Source organism: Aeromonas sp. 600276 (genome assembly GCF_049175815.1).
Lineage (GTDB): Bacteria > Pseudomonadota > Gammaproteobacteria > Enterobacterales > Aeromonadaceae > Aeromonas > Aeromonas dhakensis.
Genome location: NZ_JAAKVU010000007.1, coordinates 167185 through 188154, shown reverse-complemented (window position 1 = coordinate 188154; position 20970 = coordinate 167185). Strand labels below are relative to the sequence as shown.

At 63.2% G+C, this 20970-nt stretch carries 24 protein-coding genes; 7 read left to right on the top strand and 17 right to left on the bottom strand.

Annotation, left to right across the window (positions count from 1 at the left end):
• Positions 1–127: 127 nt before the first annotated feature.
• The gene (gene smpB / locus G5134_RS09525) at positions 128–616 is read right to left on the bottom strand and encodes an SsrA-binding protein SmpB (protein WP_025201963.1); all 489 of its coding nucleotides are present in this window, start codon (positions 614–616) and stop codon (positions 128–130) included.
• Between the two features lie 169 nt (positions 617–785).
• Here smpB and G5134_RS09520 point away from each other — a divergent pair, with 169 nt between their 5' ends.
• Both G5134_RS09520 and G5134_RS09515 read left to right on the top strand, forming a co-directional pair.
• A complete protein-coding gene (locus G5134_RS09520; protein WP_005298951.1) occupies positions 786–1220 on the top strand; it encodes an SRPBCC family protein in 435 nt (144 codons plus the stop codon).
• Positions 1213–1560, top strand: a complete 348-nt coding sequence (locus G5134_RS09515; RefSeq protein WP_065017461.1) for an RnfH family protein — start codon at positions 1213–1215, stop codon at positions 1558–1560. The genes G5134_RS09520 and G5134_RS09515 overlap by 8 nt, the downstream gene beginning before the upstream one ends.
• Positions 1561–1685: 125 nt before the next feature.
• On the opposite strand, the gene G5134_RS09510 is transcribed toward G5134_RS09515, so the two are convergent.
• The 3 genes from G5134_RS09510 to yiaY form a co-directional block, all read right to left on the bottom strand.
• Complete coding sequence (locus G5134_RS09510) at positions 1686–2321, bottom strand: NAD(P)H-binding protein (RefSeq protein ID WP_065017460.1); 636 nt, start codon at positions 2319–2321, stop codon at positions 1686–1688.
• A 124-nt stretch (positions 2322–2445) separates the two neighbouring features.
• Positions 2446–2784 carry an outer membrane protein assembly factor BamE gene (locus tag G5134_RS09505; protein ID WP_005298963.1) on the bottom strand — a complete coding sequence of 113 codons (339 nt, stop codon included), beginning with the start codon at positions 2782–2784 and terminating at the stop codon, positions 2446–2448.
• 135 nt (positions 2785–2919) lie between these two features.
• Positions 2920–4071, bottom strand: coding sequence for an L-threonine dehydrogenase (gene yiaY, locus G5134_RS09500; protein ID WP_065017459.1), 1152 nt, complete (start codon positions 4069–4071; stop codon positions 2920–2922).
• 391 nt (positions 4072–4462) lie between these two features.
• Here yiaY and udp point away from each other — a divergent pair, with 391 nt between their 5' ends.
• Positions 4463–5218 carry a uridine phosphorylase gene (gene udp / locus G5134_RS09495; RefSeq protein ID WP_005298967.1) on the top strand — a complete coding sequence of 252 codons (756 nt, stop codon included), beginning with the start codon at positions 4463–4465 and terminating at the stop codon, positions 5216–5218.
• Between the two features lie 119 nt (positions 5219–5337).
• Here the strand turns inward: udp and G5134_RS09490 are convergent, their stop codons facing one another.
• Complete coding sequence (locus G5134_RS09490) at positions 5338–6102, bottom strand: RluA family pseudouridine synthase (protein WP_065017458.1); 765 nt, start codon at positions 6100–6102, stop codon at positions 5338–5340.
• A 164-nt stretch (positions 6103–6266) separates the two neighbouring features.
• Between G5134_RS09490 and rihA the strand changes: the two genes are divergently transcribed.
• Together rihA and G5134_RS09480 are read left to right on the top strand one after the other, a co-directional pair.
• Positions 6267–7202: a pyrimidine-specific ribonucleoside hydrolase RihA gene (rihA, locus tag G5134_RS09485; protein ID WP_065017457.1), complete on the top strand. Its 936-nt coding sequence runs from the start codon at positions 6267–6269 to the stop codon at positions 7200–7202.
• Between the two features lie 34 nt (positions 7203–7236).
• Positions 7237–7707: a hypothetical protein gene (locus G5134_RS09480; protein WP_005298971.1), complete on the top strand. Its 471-nt coding sequence runs from the start codon at positions 7237–7239 to the stop codon at positions 7705–7707.
• 213 nt (positions 7708–7920) lie between these two features.
• Here the strand turns inward: G5134_RS09480 and G5134_RS09475 are convergent, their stop codons facing one another.
• The 3 genes from G5134_RS09475 to G5134_RS09465 all read right to left on the bottom strand — a co-directional run bounded on the left by G5134_RS09475 (position 7921) and on the right by G5134_RS09465 (position 10545).
• Entirely contained in the window at positions 7921–8217 is a 297-nt protein-coding gene (locus G5134_RS09475) for a winged helix-turn-helix domain-containing protein (protein WP_005298972.1), read from the bottom strand.
• Complete coding sequence (locus G5134_RS09470) at positions 8214–8744, bottom strand: DUF1523 family protein (protein ID WP_010634531.1); 531 nt, start codon at positions 8742–8744, stop codon at positions 8214–8216. Before G5134_RS09470 ends, G5134_RS09475 begins: the two co-directional genes overlap by 4 nt.
• Positions 8745–8922: 178 nt before the next feature.
• Positions 8923–10545, bottom strand: a complete 1623-nt coding sequence (locus G5134_RS09465) for a methyl-accepting chemotaxis protein (RefSeq protein WP_065017456.1) — start codon at positions 10543–10545, stop codon at positions 8923–8925.
• Positions 10546–10709: 164 nt separating this feature from the next.
• Between G5134_RS09465 and G5134_RS09460 the strand changes: the two genes are divergently transcribed.
• Entirely contained in the window at positions 10710–11342 is a 633-nt protein-coding gene (locus tag G5134_RS09460; protein ID WP_017786084.1) for a LysE family translocator, read from the top strand.
• A gap of 208 nt (positions 11343–11550) precedes the next feature.
• Complete coding sequence (locus G5134_RS09455) at positions 11551–12339, top strand: DUF1460 domain-containing protein (protein WP_005298979.1); 789 nt, start codon at positions 11551–11553, stop codon at positions 12337–12339.
• Positions 12340–12425: 86 nt separating this feature from the next.
• On the opposite strand, the gene G5134_RS09450 is transcribed toward G5134_RS09455, so the two are convergent.
• The 9 genes from G5134_RS09450 to G5134_RS09410 form a co-directional block, all read right to left on the bottom strand.
• A complete protein-coding gene (locus tag G5134_RS09450) occupies positions 12426–13634 on the bottom strand; it encodes a cation:proton antiporter (protein ID WP_065017455.1) in 1209 nt (402 codons plus the stop codon).
• A gap of 33 nt (positions 13635–13667) precedes the next feature.
• Positions 13668–14771: a beta-N-acetylglucosaminidase domain-containing protein gene (locus G5134_RS09445; RefSeq protein ID WP_065017454.1), complete on the bottom strand. Its 1104-nt coding sequence runs from the start codon at positions 14769–14771 to the stop codon at positions 13668–13670.
• Between the two features lie 39 nt (positions 14772–14810).
• Positions 14811–16538, bottom strand: coding sequence for a potassium/proton antiporter (locus G5134_RS09440; RefSeq protein WP_005298984.1), 1728 nt, complete (start codon positions 16536–16538; stop codon positions 14811–14813).
• Positions 16539–16807: 269 nt separating this feature from the next.
• Entirely contained in the window at positions 16808–16954 is a 147-nt protein-coding gene (locus tag G5134_RS09435; RefSeq protein WP_005298986.1) for a hypothetical protein, read from the bottom strand.
• Positions 16951–17640 (bottom strand): M15 family metallopeptidase, encoded by a 690-nt coding sequence (locus G5134_RS09430; protein ID WP_065017453.1) that lies wholly within the window; start codon positions 17638–17640, stop codon positions 16951–16953. Before G5134_RS09430 ends, G5134_RS09435 begins: the two co-directional genes overlap by 4 nt.
• Positions 17637–18764 carry a succinyl-diaminopimelate desuccinylase gene (gene dapE, locus G5134_RS09425; protein WP_065017452.1) on the bottom strand — a complete coding sequence of 376 codons (1128 nt, stop codon included), beginning with the start codon at positions 18762–18764 and terminating at the stop codon, positions 17637–17639. Before dapE ends, G5134_RS09430 begins: the two co-directional genes overlap by 4 nt.
• Positions 18765–18773: 9 nt before the next feature.
• A complete protein-coding gene (locus tag G5134_RS09420; RefSeq protein ID WP_065017451.1) occupies positions 18774–19124 on the bottom strand; it encodes an ArsC family reductase in 351 nt (116 codons plus the stop codon).
• A gap of 196 nt (positions 19125–19320) precedes the next feature.
• Positions 19321–20232, bottom strand: a complete 912-nt coding sequence (locus G5134_RS09415; protein WP_017783426.1) for a LysR family transcriptional regulator — start codon at positions 20230–20232, stop codon at positions 19321–19323.
• A 316-nt stretch (positions 20233–20548) separates the two neighbouring features.
• The gene (locus tag G5134_RS09410; protein WP_005298999.1) at positions 20549–20863 is read right to left on the bottom strand and encodes a hypothetical protein; all 315 of its coding nucleotides are present in this window, start codon (positions 20861–20863) and stop codon (positions 20549–20551) included.
• Between the last annotated feature and the right edge of the window lie 107 nt (positions 20864–20970).

The window sequence follows — 20970 nt, the reverse complement described above, 5'->3', positions numbered from 1 at the left end:
GGTCATTCCCGCAGGGAGCTGCTCTGTTTGCCGATTTATTGTGCGCACGCCTGGCGGGAGCGGGTAAGCGGCGGGCCGGAAAAGAAAAAGTCCGGGCAGGAGCCCGGACCTTGCAGCATCACGCGGATTAGCCGCGGTGCTTGTTCTTCATGATGCGCGCTTTTTCCCGATCCCATTCGCGGGCCTTGGTGTCTTCGCGCTTGTCGTGCTCTTTCTTGCCCTTCACCAGGCCGATTTCGACCTTGACCCAGCACTGTTTCCAGTAGAGGGCGAGCGGCACGATTGTATAGCCCTGACGGGCGATCAGACTTTCGAGCTTGTCGAGTTCACGACGGCTCAGCAGCAGTTTGCGGGTCCGGGTCGGGTCGCACACCACGTGGCTGGAGGCAGCCTGCAGTGGCAGGAAGCTGGAGCCGAACAGGTAGGCCTCGCCATCGCGGAAGATGACATAGGCTTCGCTGATGTTGGCCTTGCCCGCCCGCAGGGATTTGACTTCCCACCCTTGCAGGGACAGACCGGCCTCGATCTTCTCTTCGATGAAGTATTCGTGGCGCGCGGTTCTGTTGAGTGCAATGGTGTTGGACCCGGCTTTGTTTTTACTGTTTTTTTTGCTCATGACGGGCGATTTCCGGCAATGACTGGGAGGAGGGCATTATACGTGGGCAAGGGCGGCTGTAAAACGCGCAGCGGGTCAACTGATGGCTTTATGAGCAGTTTGACCGAGGTTTTACCTCCAAAAGCGCAAACATGGTGATAAAATCGCGGCGATTGGATGAGGAAAAGCCATGCCCCGTATTACTCGCAGTGCCCTGGTGATGTTCAGCGCAGAACAGATGTTCAGGCTGGTCAATGATGTTCACGCCTATCCGGAGTTCCTGCCCGGTTGTGTCGGCAGCCGTGTCCACGAAACCGGCGATGACTATATGACGGCGTCGGTCGATGTGGCCAAGGCCGGGATTGCCAAGACCTTTACCACCCGCAACCTGCTCGAGGCCAACCGGCAGATCAAGATGGAGCTGGTGGAGGGGCCCTTCAGCAAGCTGGCGGGCTGGTGGACCTTCACCCCGCTGGACGTGGATGCCTGCAAGGTGGAGTTCGATCTCGACTTCGAATTTACCTCCAAACTCATCGAGCTGGCGTTTGGCCAGATCTTCCGCGACCTGGTGAGCTCCATGGTGCTGGCCTTCTCCAACCGCGCCAAGGTGGTGTACGGTGCCTGATCAACTCAATATCGAAGTGGTCTATGCCCTGCCTCAGCAGCAAACAGTGCTGCGGCTGCGGGTGGCGCCGACCACGACGGTGCAGGCCGCCATCGAGCAGTCCGGCATCATGAGCAAGCATCCCGAGATCGATCTGGCGGTCAACAAGTTCGGCATCTACAGCCGGCCGGTCAAGGGCGCCGAGTTGCTGCAAGATGGCGATCGCATCGAGATCTACCGCCCGCTCATCGCCGATCCCAAGGAGATGCGCAAGAAGCGCGCCGAGAAGGCCAAGGAGGAGGGGCGTGCCGACGTGGTGACCGGCGGCCGGCCCAATGCCAACCGCAAACACTCTGACTAAATGCCTGTATTGGCAGGCATGATACTTCGTATAAAAAGTGCCAGCACTGGCACGGCACCGCATATAAAAGGCGCCTTGGCGCCTTTTTTGATCCCGTTATCCACCTGCCAAGTTAAGACGCTTCGCTACAGCTGGAGCAGCCGCTCGTTCTCGACCACTTCGCAGCCGGCGGGCTGGCGGGAGAGGGCTATCATGGCGCGGGCCACCTGGCCGGCCTCGATGGCGCGCCAGCGGCGCAACCTGCCGACCAGCAGCGGTTTCAGCAAGGGGTAGATGGCCTGGAAAAACTGCTCCGAGCGGCGCGGTGGCTGGCGATCCCCCAGCAACATGGCGGGGCGCACGATGGCGAGCCGCTGCCAGGGCTGGGCCAGCAGAGCCTGCTCCATCTCCCCCTTGGTACGGGGATAGAGGGCGGGGGAGTGCGGGTTGGCCCCCAGGCTCGAGACCACCACCAGCCGCTGGCAGCCGTGGCGGCTGGCCAGCTCGGCAAAGGCCAGCACATAGTCAAGATCGACCTGGCGAAAGGCCTCGGCGGAGCCCGCTTCCTTGCGGGTGGTGCCAAGGCAGCAGAAGGCGAGATCCACCGGTTCGGGCAGATTCACCTCGGCCAGCATATCGAAATTGACCGGCAGCCAGTGGTGGGCGGGCTGCGGCTCTCCGGGCTTGCGGCAGAGCAGGGTCAGTTCATGCTCCGCGGGCAGTTGCCGCACCAGCTCGCGGCCGATAAGGCCAGTGGCTCCGGCGATCAGGATCCTGCTCATGCTGCTCTCCCTGTGTGATTGAATCGAGGCCAGTATTGGGCGAGGGGCAGCCCTCTGCAAGGGGGGAATGGGTGGCCGGCGGTGTTAAAACAAAACCGGCGCGAGGCCGGTTTTGTGGATGGGATCAGAGCGGGGTATGGAAGGCCGCTGGCAGCGGGAAGTCGCCGGTGACCGTGGCCAATCTGTCGTTGACGAAGGTCAGGGTGAGCTCCTTGCGCTCTTTTTCGCCGCGCCCCGGCTGGAATTCATAGAGGTAGTACCAGGTGTTCGGGTCAAAGCCATCGCGCAGCATGGCGGAGCCCAGCACGAACTCGACCTGCTCGCGGGTCATGCCCTGGCGCAGTTTGTCGACCTGTTTTTGTTCCACATAGTTGCCCTGAGGAATATCGATGCGATAGACCAGGCTGCAACCGGACAGGGTGAGGGCGGTCAGGGCCGCGGCAATCAGGTGTTTCATCCGCATATCGAGTTCAGATCATCCATTCAAGTCTTTTTAAGCTCGGCAAATCATACCGGCTCCCTCTACGGAAGTAAAAAGCCATTGATCCATCAGCCAATAAAAAGGGCCGCCATGCGACCCTTTTTGCCCATTGCCCCCTTACATGGCGGCGCGGAAGATGGCGACGATCTCGGCGTGGCTCGCCTGTTTCGGGTTGGTGAAGCCGCAGGCGTCTTTCAGGGCGTTCTCGGCCAGCAGGTTGAAGTCGTCAGCCTTGACGCCGAGCTGCTCTAGTCCGGCCGGGATCTTGACGTCGCGGGCCAGCTGCTGGATGGCGGCAATGGCGGCGGCGGCCCCTTGCTCATCGGTCATGGCGCTCACGTCCACCCCCATGTGACGGGCCACGTCCTTCAGGCGGCCGGCGCACACCTGGGCGTTGTAGGCCTGCACGTGGGGCAGCAGCACGGCATTGCACACCCCGTGCGGCAGGTCGTAGAAACCGCCCAGCTGGTGGGCCATGGCGTGCACATAACCCAGGCTTGCGTTGTTGAAGGCCATGCCGGCCAGGAACTGGGCGTAGGCCATCTGCTCGCGGGCGTGCAGATCGTCGCCGTGGTTGACCGCGGTGCGCAGGTGTTTGGCGATGAGCTGGATGGCCATGATGGCGCTGGCATCGGTCACCGGAGTGGCGATGGTGGAGACATAAGCCTCGATGGCGTGGGTCAGCGCATCCATGCCGGTGGCGGCGGTGAGGCCGGCCGGCTTGGCCAGCATCAGCTCGGGGTCGTTGACCGACATCAGCGGGGTGACGTGCTTGTCGACGATGGCCATCTTCACGTGGCGGGCCTCGTCGGTGATGATGCAGAAGCGGGTCATCTCGGAGGCGGTGCCGGCGGTGGTATTGATGGCGATGAGCGGCAGTTGCGGCTTGGCGGAGCGATCCACCCCTTCGTAATCCTTGATGCTGCCACCGTTGGCGGCCACCAGGGCGATCCCCTTGGCGCAGTCGTGGGGAGAGCCGCCCCCCAGCGAGATGACGCAGTCGCAGCCATTGGCCTCGAGCATGGCCAGGCCCGCTTCCACGTTGGTCATGGTCGGGTTGGGTTTGGTTTCGTCGAAAACTGCGCTTTCAATGCCATGTTCTGCCAGCAGGCCGGCCACCTTGGCCACCACGCCAATCTGATTGAGGATCTTGTCGGTGACGATCAGCGCCTTGCGATGGCCATAACCCTTGATATCGGCTGCCGCCTCTTGCAGGCAGCCTGCTCCCATCAGGTTGATTGCGGGAATATAGAACTTGAATGTCGCCATGATGGACTCCGTATGATTAGCCATTAAGTGGTATACGGGCGCCAACATAGCACCGTCAGGGGGGATGAAAAGGGGTCAATAGTATCTGCTTTGCAACTTTATGGACTCGATCACGTACCGGAAACATGGGCCGCGACAGGGATTGACAAGCACGCTAGCCTGTTCGCGAACAGAAAAACGTTTTTCAATTAATTCATCAAGTTAGCAAACGTTTTGCGCCGAATTTGTGGCTGTCAATGCAAGGAAGTGTGAGATGCTTCAAGGAATTGGAAAGCGCTTTCGACCATAGTTGGCGCCTCCCCGACGAGGGGAGTGAAGGCTTGAAAGTACCATAAAGAATCACCTTAACTTGCCCCTGACCATGCTGGTGGGGAGCAACCAGGAGTCCACTATGTCTGATGTATTTCACTTGGGTTTGAAAAAAGCGGATCTGCAAGGCGCCACCCTGGCGATCGTTCCCGGTGACCCCGAGCGCGTGAAGCGCATCGCAGAGCTGTTGGATAACCCGGTGCACCTGGCCAGCCATCGTGAATTCACTACCTGGCGCGGCGAGATGGACGGCAAGGCCGTGATCATCTGCTCCACCGGTATCGGCGGCCCGTCCACCTCCATCGCGGTGGAAGAGCTGGCTCAGCTGGGCATCCGTACCTTCCTGCGCATCGGCACCACCGGCGCCATCCAGCCGCACCTGAACGTGGGCGACGTGATCGTCACCACCGGCTCCGTGCGCCTCGACGGTGCCAGCCTGCACTTCGCGCCGATGGAGTTCCCGGCCGTGGCCGACTTCGACTGCACCACTGCGCTGGTCAACACCGCCAAGGAGCTGGGTTCCAAGCTGCACGTGGGCGTTACCGCCTCTTCTGACACCTTCTATCCGGGTCAGGAGCGCTACGACACCTTCTCCGGCCGCGTGGTACAACGCTTCCAGGGTTCCATGAAAGAGTGGCAATCCATGGGCGTGCTGAACTTCGAAATGGAGTCCGCGACGTTACTGACCATGTGTTCCAGCCAGGGCCTGCGCGCCGGCATGGTGGCCGGTGTCATCGTGAACCGTACCCAGCAAGAGATCCCGAACGCCGAGACCATGGCGAAGACCGAATCTGATGCCATCAAGATCGTGCTGGGCGCTGCCCGCAAGCTGATCTGATAGCCCTCTTTGTAACAAAGAGTACCGAGTGGGGGGTGGGGGCCGTTGCGAAAGCGCGGCCCCTATCTTTAGCCGCCGTTGACCGCTTTTCCCCTTCTCCTTTTCCCCTCTTTTCTGCGTTACCCCTGTTGCCCCGTCATGGCCGCCAGCACCTGCTCAAAGGGTGCCTCACAGCGGATCTGCATCGGCTCGCCACTGACCGGGTGAACAAAGTCGAGTTCACTGGCGTGCAGCATCAGCCGCGGCGCCTGGGTGCAGCCGGGCGGCAGCAGGCCGCCATAGAGATCGCAACCCAGGATGGGATGGCCCAGCTGCTGGCTGTGGATGCGCAGCTGATGGGTGCGGCCGGTCTCCGGCACCAGTCTGACCCAGGTCAGCGGCACGGTTTGTCCCTGAATCTGCTGCTCCAGCCGCTCAATCACTTGATAGCGGGAGCGGGCGGGCTTGCCGCTGACGGCGCAGATGCTCATCAGCGGAAACAGCGCCGGATCCTTGGCGATGGGGGCGTCGATCACCCCTTCGTCTTCGGCCAGGTGGCCGCACAGCAGGGCGCTGTAAGCCTTGCTCACGGTGCGCTGGCTGAACTGGTGGCAGAGCAGGGCGTTGATGGCCTTGTTCCTGGCCACCAGCATGATCCCCGAGGTGCCAAAATCGAGGCGATGGACCAGGGCGCAACCGGGATAATCCTGCACCAGCCGGTGGTGCACAGAGTCGAGGTTCTGCGGGTTCTTGCCCGACAGGCTCAGTAGGCCGCTCGGCTTGTTGATGAGCAGCAGGTGCTCATCCTCAAACAGGAGCTCGATGGCGGCCGCACAGGGCGGGGCGATGAAGGTGTCGATGATGGCGGACATGGGGCGCACGGTCTGAAAAGGGAGGGGGATCATACCCGAACCGGCGGGGCACGGCGAATAACTGCAGGGGCGGCCCTCGTCTTGTGACTAACTGCTTGATAACGCAGGGAAGGGGCCATTTTGTGACCCCTTCCAGAGTTAATGCAGCCGCGGCTTGCTAAGGTATGGCTCCCTGTCATGTTGTAAGGAGCCTGTCCATGGCGTTGCCCGTTATTCTCGATTGCGATCCCGGCCACGATGATGCCATCGCCCTCATCCTGGCGCTGGCCAGCCCCGAGCTCAAGGTGCTGGCGGTCACCACCAGCGCCGGCAACCAGACGCCGGACAAGACCCTCAATAACGCCCTGCGCATCCTGACCCTGCTGGGGCGTGACGACATTCCGGTGGCGGCGGGGGCCCCCAAGCCGCTGGCTCGCGAGCTTATCATCGCCGACAACGTCCACGGCGAGTCGGGCCTCGATGGCCCCAAACTGCCGGATCCCGCCTTTGCCCCCGTGGCCATGACCGCCCTTGAGCTGATGGCCAAGTGCCTGCGCGAGAGCCCTGAGCCCGTGACCCTGGTGCCGACCGGCCCGCTCACCAACATCGCCCTGCTGCTGGCGGCTCACCCCGAGCTCAAATCCAAGATCGCCCGCATCGTGCTGATGGGCGGCGCGGCGGGAGCCGGCAACTGGACCCCGGCGGCGGAGTTCAATATTTATGTGGACCCGGAGGCGGCCGACATGGTGTTCAAGTCGGGGCTCCCCATCACCATGTGCGGGCTGGACGTGACCCACGAGGCGCAGGTGATGGACGAGGACATCGAACGGGTACGCGCCATCACCAATCCGGTGGCCCAGTGCGTGGCCGGGCTGCTCGACTTTTTCATGATCTACCACCGGGATCCCAAGTGGGGATTTGCTGGCGCGCCGCTGCACGACCCCTGTACCATTGCCTGGTTGCTGGCTCCCGCGCTGTTCCACGGGGTCGAGTGCCGGGTCGATATCGAAACCGGCGGCACCCATACTAGCGGCATGACGGTGGTGGATCGCTACGGTCTGACCGGTAAGCCGGCCAATGCGCTGGTGCTGCTGGGGCTGGATCGGGCTGGCTTTATCGATCTGCTGGTCACGCGGCTGCGGGCCTTTGACTGAACGCAGTTCCACTCTTGCAAGAAGGGGCGAAGCGATGTGGAAGACAGGGCTGGCACTGTTGGCCGGGTTGCAACTGACGGGATGTGCCACGCCGTTCGAGTCGATGTGGCAGGGGCTGGCGACCTGCGAGCTGGATGATCTCTATCTCGACAGCGAGACCGGCAAGCCGGCGCACCCGCAGCTCAACCACTACACCCCCTACAAGGTGGCGGATGGCTTCGCCTGGTACAAGACCCGCCAGGAGTTGCACGGCCTACCCATCAGCGGTTTTCTCATTCCGGCCTCCACCTTCGAGGTGCACGCCCTGTTCGTGGATACCCCCATCGCCAACGCGCGCCGGCTTACCCACAATGCCTACGGCAGCGAGTTTTCCGACGAACAGAAGCACGACGAGGGGTTGGCCCCTTTGCTGCTGCGCGATCCCAACAACCCCAAGCGCTCCATCATCGACTGCACCCGGGGCGAGAGCCAGGAGTCGCTGCCGGAGGAGCCTTTCCCCGAGTAGAAACAAGGCCGACGCCTTGGCGGAGATAGAAAGAGGGCCAGCCTTGTCGGCTGGCCCTCTTTCATTTTCGCGGATTGTCCCCCAGTCACTGACGAGTGATGCTCAGGTCTTTAGGGATAACCCAGCGTCTCTTTGATGACCGGCAGTTGGGCCTTGATCCAGGCCGGGTTGTTCGGATTGTCCCCCAGTCACTGACGGGTGACGCCGATGTCTTTAGGGGTAACCCAGCGTCTCCTTGATAACCGGCAGTTGGGCTTTTATCCAGGCGGGATTGATGGGCCCCCAGTCACTGATGCGATAGTGCCCCTGCAGATGGCGAGCCCCCTCGGTCTGCTCGAAGCCGCAGCTGATGTCCAGCTCGGCCAGGGCGCTGAGCGTATCCTGCGCGGTGCGGCGCGGCATGCCGGTCGCCTCCATGATGGCCGGCACCGTATCCGTGCCCTGGCTGATGAGCCAGGCCACGTAGAGCCGCCGATAGAAGCTGGTGCGCGTCTTGCTCGGCTCACTCATATCTCGTCCTCGAGACGATCGAAGTAGCGCCAGGTGGCGATGGCAGCCTTGCCCATCACCAGGGCCCAGATGCCGAACCAGAACCAGCGGAAGAAGCTCCAGGTGGAAGCGTCGGGCTCGGTGCTCTCAATCTTGGTGACGTTGGGGAACATGGAGAACATGTTGATGCGCCAGCCGTAGGAGGTGATGATGGCCAGCCGTTTTTCGAACTCCATCGACTTGGCCTTGGCCTGCACGTCGGCGGCGTTGAACTTGAAGTAGAAGGGCCAGCCCCACTCGGTGTCTTCGTTGCGGAACACGCGGATCTTCTCGCCGGGACGCTCGGTATAGATGTAGTAGACGTCGGTGGTGGGGCCGTCGGCCGGGTTCTTCTGGCTGATGGGGCCATCCTTGTCGGTGCGCTTCACCTCCACCCCTGTGATGGTGGCGATGGTGTGTTCCGGCAGGTAGTAGTCGAGCCAGATGGCGGTGACGAGGGCGATGAGCCCGAGGCCGATGAAGGCCGGTTTCTTGAAGGACAGCTTCATGATGATCTCGCATGAGGGGGAGTGACGTGCCTCTACCATACCCATATTTGGTGAGGTAGCCCAGCCCCCAATGAAGCCTGATCATAAAAAATAGCGTTTAAAACAATAACAAGTCGTCAGCGTCATTAACAGAGAGGCCCCGCATGCGGGGCCTCTCTGTCTGGTCAGCGGGTTGGCGTCACAGCTGGAACTGGGACAGCTGTTTGCGCTGCTGCTCGGCGAGCTGTGACAGTTCGTGACTGGCGGCGGCACTCTGGCTGATACCGGCCGCGTTCTGGTTCACGATCTCGTGGATGTTGGTGATGTTGCGGTTGATGTCGGCGGTGACGCAGGACTGCTCCTCGGCGGCGGTGGCCACCTGGGCGTTGGCGCCGTTGATCTGGTTGACCGCCTCCGTGATGCCGCCCAGCAGCTCCTGCACCTGGCCGGAGAGCTGCTGGTTGTGGGCCAGGATGGCCAGGGTATCCTGCACGCCGCTGTTGGCGGAGAGAGACTGGCTCTGCAGCTGCTCGATGATGGCCTGGATCTCCTTGGTGGAGTCCTGGGTGCGGGCCGCCAGCATGCGCACCTCGTCGGCCACCACCGCAAAGCCGCGGCCGGTTTCGCCGGCGCGGGCGGCCTCGATGGCGGCGTTGAGGGCCAGCAGGTTGGTCTGCTCGGAAATCCCCTGAATGACCTCGATCACCTTGCCGATCTGCTCGGACTGGGACTTGAGGCTGGCCACCACGGAGGCGGCGCTCTCCAGACTGTTGGCCATGCGGCTGTTGGCCTGGATGCTCTCGGCAAACAGTGCCAGCCCCTCTTCGACCCGCTGGTTGGCATCGCGCGCCAGCTCGTCGGCCAGGGCGGCGTTGTGGTTGACGTTGTCGGCGGTGCTGGCCAGCTCGGTGACGGCGGAGGCCACCTGTTCGGTCTCACCGCGCTGCTGCTGGGCATTGACCTCTGCCTGGGTCATCACGGCGGCGAGCTCGGTGGCGGCGGAGGCCACGTTGCCGCTGATGCCGGTCAGGGTGTTGATGGTGCTGCCAAGCTGGGTCAGGGTCTGGTTGATGTCGGCGGCCAGCTGGCTCAGCTCGTTGTTGCCGTTGGCGGCGGCGCGCACGTTGAAGCGGCCCTGGGCCACCGCGCGCATCACCTGCTGCAGCTGACCGATGGGGCGCACGATGCGGCCGGAGAGCCACCAGCCGCCAAACAGGGCGGCGGCCAGGCTGGCCGCCATCAGCAGCAGGGTGCGCAGCAGGGTGGCATGGTAGTGAGCCTGCTCTTCGGCAATTTCAGCCAGGATCAGCTGGTTGACGTGGGCGGACATGGCATCGATCTGCTTGATGAGATCTTCCCCCAGATCGCGAAAGCGCAGGCGGGCCTGCTCATAGGCGGCAGGATCGCCGCCGCCCTGGTGCTTGGCGGCCAGCAGCGGCAGCATGTTGCTGCGGGTGTGGCCGAGGTAGGCCTGCAGGGCGGCCGCGACCCGGCTGTTGTCCTGCTCGGCACCGGCGATGGCCAGTCTGGCCAGGATGGCACCTATCTCCTGCTCGGCGGCGGAGAGCTCGCTGGGCAGCTGGGCAAAGCGGGCGGGATCGTAGAGGCCGTAGATGGCGTTGGTGCGCAGCCGATAGGTGGCGTGGATCAGGGTGGCGATGTCGTCCTTGTGACGGGTCACGCTGGCGGTGGTCTCGTTCATGTCGTCGATGGCGCGGTCGATGTCCTGTTTGCCGATCCCGATCATCAGGATCATCAACAGGCTGGCGAGCAGGAGAGGGATGAGTACTTGCAGACGGATAGAGAGATTATTCAATGACATGAAAGATCCTGACCCAAAAGAGAAACAAGGCGGCATCTTACACAGGCGCGACAAAGCTTGTCACAGGTTTTTAAGGTGCAAAACCGGCTATTTGAAAAGGTTTTTTCTTGTGTTAAATGAGTGTGATAGGCAAGATCGTCGGTCTGTTACCATGGAGGTGTTGTGTGTCCGACTGGATCGATCCTGCCATTTTGGCGCTGTTTATTCCCACGTTCTTTTTTGTCTCCGTGACCCCCGGCATGTGCATGACCCTGGCGATGACCCTCGGCATGAGTCTGGGGGTGCGCCGCACCTTGCACATGATGTGGGGCGAGCTCATCGGAGTCGGCCTGGTCTCTGTGCTGTCGGTGATCGGGGTGGCGGCCGTCATGCTCAACTACCCGGCGCTGTTTGCCGCCTTCAAGTACGTGGGCGGCGCCTATCTTATCTGGCTCGGCATCCAGATGTGGCAGGCCAAGGGCAAGCTGGCGATCCCGGCGGATCTGTCGGCCGCCCAGGAGACGCGGCCGCTGGCGCTGGCCATGCAGGGCTTCGTCACCGCCATCGCCAACCCCAAGGGGTGGGCCTTCATGGTCTCCCTGCTGCCCCCCTTCATCAACGCGGCCAAGCCGATGGCACCCCAGATCAGCGCCCTGGTGGCCCTGATCCTGCTCATCGAGTTCTCCTGCCTGCTGCTCTACGCCAGCGGCGGTCGCACCTTGCGCCACTTCCTCGCCAAGAGCGGCAACGTCACCCTGATGAACCGGATCGCCGGCTCTCTCATGCTGTTTGTCGGGGTCTGGCTGGCGTTGGGTTGATACCGCACTTGCCAGCTGGTCTGTTACTGCCGAGAAGCCCCGCCATGCGGGGCTTTTTCGTATACTGGCGGGCGGTTGGCCACATTTGCTTACATTTATCCGGTTTGCAAACGGCCGGGATGCCGTCAGTCTCGAATGGCATTCTCTTGCGCCTGCGAGAGGGTGTACAGGGTCCGTTTATTAACATTTCGAGCAAGGAGATTTAAGGATGATGAGGCTGACCAGTATTGCATTGCTCCTGTTTGCCGGCGCGGCGGCTGCCGGCAAAGAGAGGAACCTCGATTTCTACAACATCAAGGAGCCGCAACTTATCGAGCTGTTTGCCCGCCAGCAGGGGGCGCCGGGTCAGACGATCAAGACCTTCTCCAGCCTGTTTCTGGGCAACCCCTATGTGGCCAACCGGCTGGTGGGGTCGAACGAGGTGCAGGAGAAGCTGGTGGTGGATTTTGGCGGGCTCGATTGCTTCACCTATCTGGATTATGTCGAGTCGCTGCGTCGCGCAACGAGTGTGCATCACTTCATCGAGAACCTGATGCACACTCGTTACGTGAACGGTGAGGTCAACTATCTGACCAGAAAGCACTTCTTCTCCGACTGGGTGCATGGTGACAACAAGGTGAGCGACGTGACCCATCTGGTGGGCGGCGCCGCGGTGACCACCGCCAAGCTGCTCAACCAGAAGGCGGACGGCGGCCACTACATTCCGGGGCTGGGGGTGACGGCGCGGGACATCACCTACATTCCGTCCGCCAGCATCGACGAGAACACCCTGAGTCTGCTGGAAGAGGGGGACTACATTGGCATCTACACCGATCTGGCCGGGCTCGACGTCACTCATACCGGCATCTTTATCCGTGGCGAGAACGGCCCCGTGCTGCGCAATGCCTCCTCCCTCTCGAGCAAGATGCAGGTGGTGGACTCCCCCTTCCTGGAGTATGTGCAGAACAAGCCGGGGATCCTGGTCTATCGGCCGCAGGCCGAGGACGCGAGCTCCTAGGGAGGGCTCTGGCAGAGATGGACGCCTTGCGTCCGATAAAAGAAAGCCCCGGGCAGTGTCCGGGGCTTTTTGTTGGCGGCACTCCCTCAACGGGGTTTGAAGCGGGCGACCCAGGGATTGGCGGTGAGACCGTGCAGGATGACGCTCAGTATGATGGTGCAGAGCACGGTGGCGATGATGGGGCGCTGGCCGAGGAGGGCCGGCTCATTTTGCAGCACCATCACCGCAAAGACGATGCTGGCCAGCCCCCGCGGCCCGAACCAGCCGATGAAGAGCTTGAGTTCAAGCTTGAGGCCGGTGCCGAGCAGGCTCAGCCAGACCGGCACCATGCGCAGCAGGGTGAGGCTGGCGGCGGCATAGAGCCAGTATTGCCAGTGCAGCAGCTCCGTCAGCATGGGCATCAGGGTGGCGCCGAACACCATCCAGATCACCACAGAGAGCAGATCGCCATAGCCCTCGCAGCTGTCCAGGTAGGCGTGCTTGTGCTCCCCCAGTTTGCGGCCCATCAGCAGGCCGCCGACGAAGGCGGCGATGAAGCCGCTGCCGCCCAGGGTCTGGGCCAGTGCGAAGCAGAGCAGGGCCAGCCCCGGCATGGTGAGCTGGCGCCAGAGCGGCAGCTGCCAGCCGTTGAGGTAGGAGGTCTTGAGTAGGCGCAGGGTGAAGGTGGTGAGTCCCCAGGCCACCAGCAGGCCGATGCCGATCTCCTCCAGCAGCAGGGTGATGGCCAGCAGGCCGGTGCCGCTGTGCTGCTCGGTGGGGGCGATGAGGGCGAGCAGCAGGAGCAGCACGGGTACGCAGATGCCGTCGTTGAGGCCGCTCTCCTGGTTGAGCCCCTCCCGGATGGGGGCGGGCACCGCCGGGTTGCTCACCACCGCCTTGCCGAGCGCCGCATCGGTGGGGGCGAGTATGGTGGAGAGGATCGCCATCTCCAGCAGCGGCAAGTCGGGGAAGAGCCAGTGACCGAACAGGGCGCCGGCCGCCAGGGTGAGCGGCAGGCCGATCAGCAGCAGCCGGATGGGCAGGCTGCGGTTGGCCAGCAGCACCTGCCAGTTGGTGTTGGCCGCATCGCTGAACAGCACTATGACCAGGGTCAGCTCCGCCAGCAGTTTGATGCCGTCGCTGTCGATGGAGAGGGAGAGCAGCTCGATGCCGCCCGGCCCCAGCAGCCATCCCATCAGCAAGAACAGCAGGGGGCCGTTGATGAGGCGGGATTCAAAGCGCCCGGCGATCAGGCTGTAGATGAGCAGGAAGGCGGCGATCACCGCCAGGTTCTGGTAAATCAGGGACGCGTCCATGCTGCCTCCTGTGGCAATGTGCCTGGGTGGGGATCAGTCGGTGAGACAGTCCGGGTCGAACACGTACTCGCCATCCAGCCAGCGCAGGATCTCGTCGACGCAGGATTGGTCGCGAAACGGCAGATAGCGGGCCTTGAGGTGAGTCACCTGCTCAGGGGTCAGCTGGGCCAGCCCTATGTCCTGAAACAGCGGCAGATCGGCCTGGATCATGGCGGAGATCTGCGGGCCGCAGGTGGCGTTGAGGGAGGCGTGCAGCGCCTTGTCCGGGTCGTACTGCTTGCCGAGCCGGTAGCTCATGGGCAGGGTGGCCAGCGGCAGGGCCGACAGCGCCGCCTGCTTCATGGGATTGACCGCATGGCCGCTCACGAGATCCGCCAACTCCGCTGGGCGGTTTTCGAAGGCGCGCAGGTGCAGGAAGCTGCTGGCCTTGCTGCCGTCGTTGACCGGGTAGTTGTCCCACAGGAACGGCTTGCGGTGCAGCCACTCGGCCGTCTGCCGCAGGTGGGCCGCCGGGTACTCGCTGGAGCAGACCTTGGAGCCGGTCCAGAAGATGTCGATGCGCCGATCCAGCCCCTGCCCCAGATCCTGCAGATAGTGGGGGGGCATGGCGCCGAACACCTTCTCCAGCACAGGGTCCGTGCTGTAGTAGCTGGGGCAGAACAGCAGCCGGCCGGCACTGGTATGGGCCGCGATGTCGTGGGCGATGGTGAGCTGCCAGTGGGCGAGATCCGGGGTATCCCCCTTCATGTCGTCAAACAGGATCGCCAGGATGTCGGGCTTGAGCTCCTCCTCGATGAGCCGCACCTTCTCCAGCAGGGCCGGTCGCTGGCGGGCATAGTCGTGGTGGGCACCCATGGGGCTCAGCCCCACCCCGAAGGCGAGGCCGTTGTCGCGGCACTGGCGGGCGAGCTGGCGCAGTGCCTCGAGCTGGGCGGCAGGCCAGGGCTTGGCCCAGTGCTTGCGCAGATAGCCATCCTCTTTCGGGGCATAGAGATAGAAGCCGTAACCGTGGCGGGGCAGCCACTGGGCGTAGCGGGCGCGGGCTTCCCAGCTCCAGCCCTTGCCAAAGAAGCCCTCGATCACCCCCAGGTTGGGCGAAGGGGGTTGCAGGCCGGACAACAGGGTTTGGTAAGGCATAGATAACTCCCTTCTCGCAGAGGACGAGGCAGACGGCGATCAGACCGGATCTTCTTCCAGAAAACGCACCCCTATCTTGCGGGGTTCACCCTCTTCCATTTCGGCCACGGTCCAGATCAGCCCCTGCCATTCGACGTGGTCGCCGACCACCAGATTATCGCCCAACTGTTGTGCAATAAAATGGCCAAGGGTCTGATCCGCCACCTCGCTCACATCCAGCCCGTACAGCGGTGCCAGATCCACCAGCTTGGCGGCCGCCTCCAGCAGGAAGTCGCCGAAGAAGCGCGGGCCCAGATCCTGCTCCGGCGCTTGGCTGAACAGCTGGCCGAGGGCCGGCAGGTCGCGCTCGTGGCCGATGACGCAGAGGATGTCGTCGGATTGCAGACAGGTACTGCCCGAGGGGTGCAGCAGCTCCTGCTCGCGGAACAGGGCGCAGATGCGGGTGCCCTTGGGCATGCGCAGATCCCGCAGCGGCGAGCCGATGCACCACTTCTCGTCGCTCAGGCGATAGACGAAGGTCTCCCACTGGCTGTCGAGATCGATCTCGAGCCCGGAGCGGTTGATGGGCGAGGGGGGCGCCGGCACTTCGACCCGGGCGAGGCGGGAGGCCAGCGGCAGCGAGCTGCCCTGCAGGATCAGCGAGACCAGCACCACGAAGAAGGCGACATTGAAGTAGAGCTGGGCGTTGGGCAGCCCCGCCATCATGGGGAACACCGCCAGAATGATCGGCACCGCACCGCGCAGGCCCACCCAGGAGATGAACCAGCGCTCTCGGGGGGCGAAGTTCTTGAACGGCAGCAGGCCTATCCAGACCGAGATGGGGCGGGCGAACAGGATCATCCACATGGCCAGCGCCAGCGCCGGCAGGGCGATGGGCAGCAACTTGTGGGGGGAAGCGAGCAGCCCCAGCACCAGGAACATGCCTATCTGGCTGAGCCAGGTGAGGCCGTCCAGCACCGACAGGGTGGTGCTGCGGCTGCGCAGGGAGAGGTTGCCGAGCAAGAGGCCGGTGAGGTAGATGGCCAGGATGCCGCTGCCGCCTACCGCCGTGGTGAGGGCGAAGATGAGCAGGCCGCCGCTGACGGTCAGCAGCGGGTAGAGGCCGGGGGCCAGCCGGGCGCTGTTGATGAGCTTCCACAGCAGCCAGCCGGCGCCAAGGCCGATGCCGGCTCCCAGCCCGAACTGCTTGAGCAGTTGCAGCAGCAGAAAGCCGCCATCCAGCCCCTGCTGAGCGGTGGCCAGCACCTCGATCAGGGTGACGGTAAGAAACACCGCCATGGGATCGTTGCTGCCTGACTCTATCTCCAGGGTGGCGCTGACCCGCTCGTTGAGGCTGCGCCCGCCGAGCAGGGAGAAGACCGCCGCCGCATCGGTGGAGCCGACGATGGCGCCGATCAGCATCCCCTGCAGCAGGTTGAGGTCAAACAGCCAGGCGGCGGCAAGGCCCGTCAGGCCGGTGGTGATGGCTACCCCGACCGTCGCCAGCGACAGGGCGGGCCAGAGCGCGACTCGAAACGAGGAGACCCGGGTGCGCATGCCGCCGTCCAGCAAGATGATGGCGAGCGCCAGGTTGCCCACCAGGTAGGCGATGGAGTAGTCGGCGAAGTGGATGCCACCGGGGCCGTCCTCACCGGCCAGCATGCCGACGGCGAGGAAGATCACCAGGATGGGGATACCGAGACGGGAGGAGAGCGCGCTCAACAGGACACTGGCACCCACCAACAAGGCCGCGACGAGGAAGAAACTGTTGATGGTGACGGCATCCAATGGCGAACTCCTTCTGTCAAAATGCAAATCAGGCACATTATATGCAGTTTGACCGGCTACGTGTGGCTTAATTGTGCATTTATTTGCACTTTTTTACATTTTCAGTGCGATTGCTGCGAAGGGTTCTGGCCATCAAAAGGGGGTCAGCGGGGTGATCAGAGAGGTCGGCAACGTGATGATGTTCACAAAACGGACACAGGAGGGAAGATGAGCGCCGCAGCGGGCAGCAAACGGCAGGGGCCACGCCGGGCCCCTGCCGACGGAGGTCGTCAGTCGTCCTCGTCGTCCTTCACTTCCCGGATCTTGTCCTTGTAGCGGGGCAGCTCTTTCTCCAGTCGCTTCATGTCCTTGATGGCGTTGAGAAACAGGCCGAGCAGGAAGAGCAGGGGCAAGCCTATCCAGAGCCAGAGGTTCATGTGCTACTCCTTTCGTCGGTGGCCAGGGTGACATAGCGGGCCAGGATCTCGTCGAGGTTGGCCAGTATGGTCGCCTTGCCTTCAATATCCGCCTGTTGCAGGCAAAGTGCCAGCGCGGCCGGGTCGAGCCGCTGCTCGCGGGACTCAGGCGCAAAGCTGAGGTGCCAGGGCTCGTAGGCGACGCCGCTGCCGGCACCGGCCGGCTTGGCATAGGGCAGGAAGAAGCCGAAGTCGTTCATGCGATCCTCCAGCCACTCGCTCAAGTCGGCAAACCAGCCTCCCTCTTCATACTCCCAAGGCTCCAGCGCCAGCCTGGTGCCGGCGGGCAGGCAGTCCGGGTCGTAGATGTCGAGATCGGTGCCCCAGTGGTGGCGGCTGGTGCCGGGCAGGGCGCTCCAGTGCAGGATGGCGTGCAGCCGCTCCTCGTCGCTCAGTTGCAGGGCGTCGATGGGCTGGCTATGGGTATCGAGCAACGGCCGCTCGCCGCGCCACTTGCCGTTCCAGATGGCGAGCTGGCGCTCGAAGCCCCGCCAGCTGGAGGCGGGCTGCAGGTTGAAGCCGGCGTGGGCGGCGGCCACCTGCATGTCGTTGAAGGCCGCCGCGGTGGCGGCCGTCAGCCGGTGCGGGCCTTGCCCCACCAGGATGAGGTGACCCTCATCCTGGCCCAGTAGCTGATCCTGGGTCATGCCAGCAACCTCGCGAGCACCCCTTGGTACATGTCAGCCAAGAGATCCAGGTCGTCCGCCTTCACGCACTCATTCACCTTGTGAATGGTGGCGTTGACCGGGCCCAGCTCGATCACTTCGGCGCCGGTGGGGGCGATAAAGCGCCCGTCCGAGGTGCCGCCGGTGGTGAGCAGGGCCGGCTGCTGGCCGTTCACCGCCTCGATGGCAGAGACCGCCGCCGCCAGCAGCTTGCCGGTGTCGGTGAGGAAGGGCTGGCCGGAGAGGGTCCACTTGATCTGGTAATCCAGACCGTGCCGCTCGAGCAGGGCTTCGACCCGCTCGCGGATCGCGGCATCGGTGAGCTCGGTGCTGAAGCGGAAGTTGAACTGGACGTGCAGTTCGCCGGGAATGACGTTGGAGGCGCCGGTGCCCGCCTGGATGTTGGCGATCTGGAAGCTGGTGGGGGGGAAGTAGGCGTTGCCCTGATCCCATTCGATGGCGGCGAGCTCGGCCAGCGCCGGGGCCGCCTTGTGGATCGGGTTGTCCGCCAGATGGGGATAGGCGACGTGGCCCTGCACCCCGCGCACCAGCAGATCGCCGGTGATAGAGCCGCGCCGGCCGTTCTTCACCACGTCCCCCACCACGGCGGTGGAGGAGGGCTCGCCGACGATGCACCAGCGGATCTTCTCGTTACGGGCCTCCAGAGTGTCGATCACCCGGGTGGTACCGTTGATGAAGGGCCCCTCCTCGTCGGAGGTGATGAGGAAGGCAATCGACCCTGCGTGATCCGGATGCTCGGCCACGAAGCGCTCGACCGCCACCACCATGGCGGCCAGCGAGCCCTTCATGTCGGCGGCGCCGCGCCCGTACAGCACGCCATCCTGGATGGTCGGCTCGAACGGCGGGGTGTGCCATTTGTCCAGCGGGCCGGCGGGCACCACGTCGGTGTGGCCGGCGAAGCAGAACAGCGGCCCCTCGCTGCCGCGGCGAGCCCAGAGGTTGGTGGTGTCTTCGAACACCATGGGCTCGATGACGAAGCCGAGCTTGGCGAGGCGCTCCGCCATCAGGGTCTGACACCCTTCATCCTGCGGGGTAACGGAGGGGCGGCGGATCAGATCCTTGGCCAGTGCGATGACATCCGACATCGTTTTTCCTTAACGAGAGAAGAGGGATTGGTAGTGATCGGCCTTGAAGCCCAGAGTCAGCTCGCCGTCTTGGTCCAGCAGCGGGCGCTTGATCATGGCCGGGTGCTCCAGCAAGAGGGCGCGGGCCTTGGCGGTGTCGAGCCCCTGTTTGGCCTCCTCCGGCAGGGCGCGAAAGGTGGTGCCGCGGCTGTTGAGCAGCGCCTCCCAGCCGAGCTGGTCCAGCCAGCGGTCGAGGTCGGCCGGGTTCAGACCGTCGGCCCTGTGGTCGTGAAAGCGGTAGTCGATGCCGGCCTGCTCCAGCCACTTGCGGGCTTTCTTGATGGTGTCGCAGTTCTTGATGCCATAGAGAGTGGTGGCCATGGGGAGTCCTTTGTCTGCGGGCATGGGCCCGGAAAGCCGAAACTTGAGTCCTGAAACGGGAAATCAAGAAGAGGCCCGATTCTGGCATTGTGGCGATCCCAAGGCAACGCCGATGCGCATGGGGGAAGTGAGGCGAGGCGCTGGTCGGGCCTGGGAGGAGGGGAAAAGTACCCGGCGCGGGACGCGCCGGCGGGTATCAGAGTTCGCTCTGGGTGCGACACCAGAGGTGCAGTTCGGATTCGAACCAGTTGAGCATGGCGTTGTTGTCGTCGCGACGATGGCGAATGAGGCTCACCTCGAAGGTGGGCAGGGCGAAGCGGGTCTCGTACTCCACCAGATCCAGCAGCGGCATCAGCGGACGCAGCACCCGGGCGGGGGAGGTGAGCAGCAGAGGCGCGCAGGGCAGGATGAAGGGGGCCGCCAGAAAACTTTGTACTATCAAGGGGGTGTGTCGGGTCATGCCGTGGGCGGCCAGCAGATCATCGACGATGCCCCCTTCGCTGCCGCGGGGGGCGACCAGCAGGTGCTGGGCCTGGGCGAAGGATTCGATGCACAGCACCTGGCCCTGCAGCGGATGGCTGCGATGGGCGGCGCAGATCAGCTTGTCTTCGAACAGCGGGATGCGGCGAAAACGACCGGGCACCTCGTCCTGCTTGCTGATCACCATGCTGATGACCCCTTCGTCGAGCTGGCTCTCGTAGTCCGCATTGAGCGGCACCATGTGGATGCGCAGGTTGGGCGCCTGCTGCTGCAGCCGGGCCAGCAGGCTCGGCATCATCACGTACTCCACATAGGTGTGGGCCCCGATGCGCAGCACCCCCTCGAACTGGGCGGGGTCGAGCTGCTCTGGTGGGCTGAAGGTCTGCTCGATGTCGCGCAGGATCTCCCGCAGCGGCAGCAGCAAGGCCTCTGCCCGGGCGGTGGGTTCCATGCCCTGGGGAGTGCGGATCAGCAGGGGATCGTCATAGAGCAGACGCAAGCGGGCCAGTGCCCGACTGACGGCCGGCTGGCTCATGGCGAGCCGTTCGGCGGCCTTGGTGGTGTTGCGCTCTTCCAGCAGTGCCTTGAGCACCACCAGCAGGTTGAGGTCGACGCCTCGTAAATTCATTCTGTGCATAATGGAATACTAATAAATCATTTCCTTAAGCAGGGCCTTCACTTTAGTCTCATTTCCCGTCGATGGTCAGCATGAAGCTTGGATAAATCAGCGATTTATGCAAACCCATGTTGTCCTGTTACCTCTTTCGCGTGGTGCCGGAGGTGGCAAGATTCGACAGCCTGAACTCTTTACTCTGGTCATCCAGAGCGTTGCTTGCTTAGTACCCGCCGTCTCGGCGGGTTTTTTTTGCCTGCGGTTCAGGAAAATGGAGCCCGAAGAAGTACAAAACGCGCCGGTGGGCGCGTTATGGTGAGGGGCTGAGCACTCAGGGCGCAACCGGCCACTGGTAGTCAAACACCTTGGCCCGCTCCCAGGGGGCGTCCGGCAGACTGGAGGAGAGGCCGGTATATTTGCCCACATCGTCCACCACGATGGCGGAGAGGATCGGCAACTGGTGCTCGGTGCAGTACATGCGGATGCGTTGCAACAGGGTGCGCAGCTCATCCTGGCAATTCTCCAGCCCGGCCTGCCTGGCCAGCTTGGAGTAACGAATGGTGGTGCGTTCCTTTGCAGACTCGACGAGGATGTCCCATAGCTTGTAGTCGCAGGTCGTCATGCCTGCGGTGGCTCGGTCTGTCATAACTCTCTCCGGCGCGAAACGGTCTCTGTGTGTCGTTGCGCATCTTGGCCAGTTCACTGGCCCCTGACGTTGATCCAAAGCAAAAAAGCCTGAGGTTATTCGCCAGA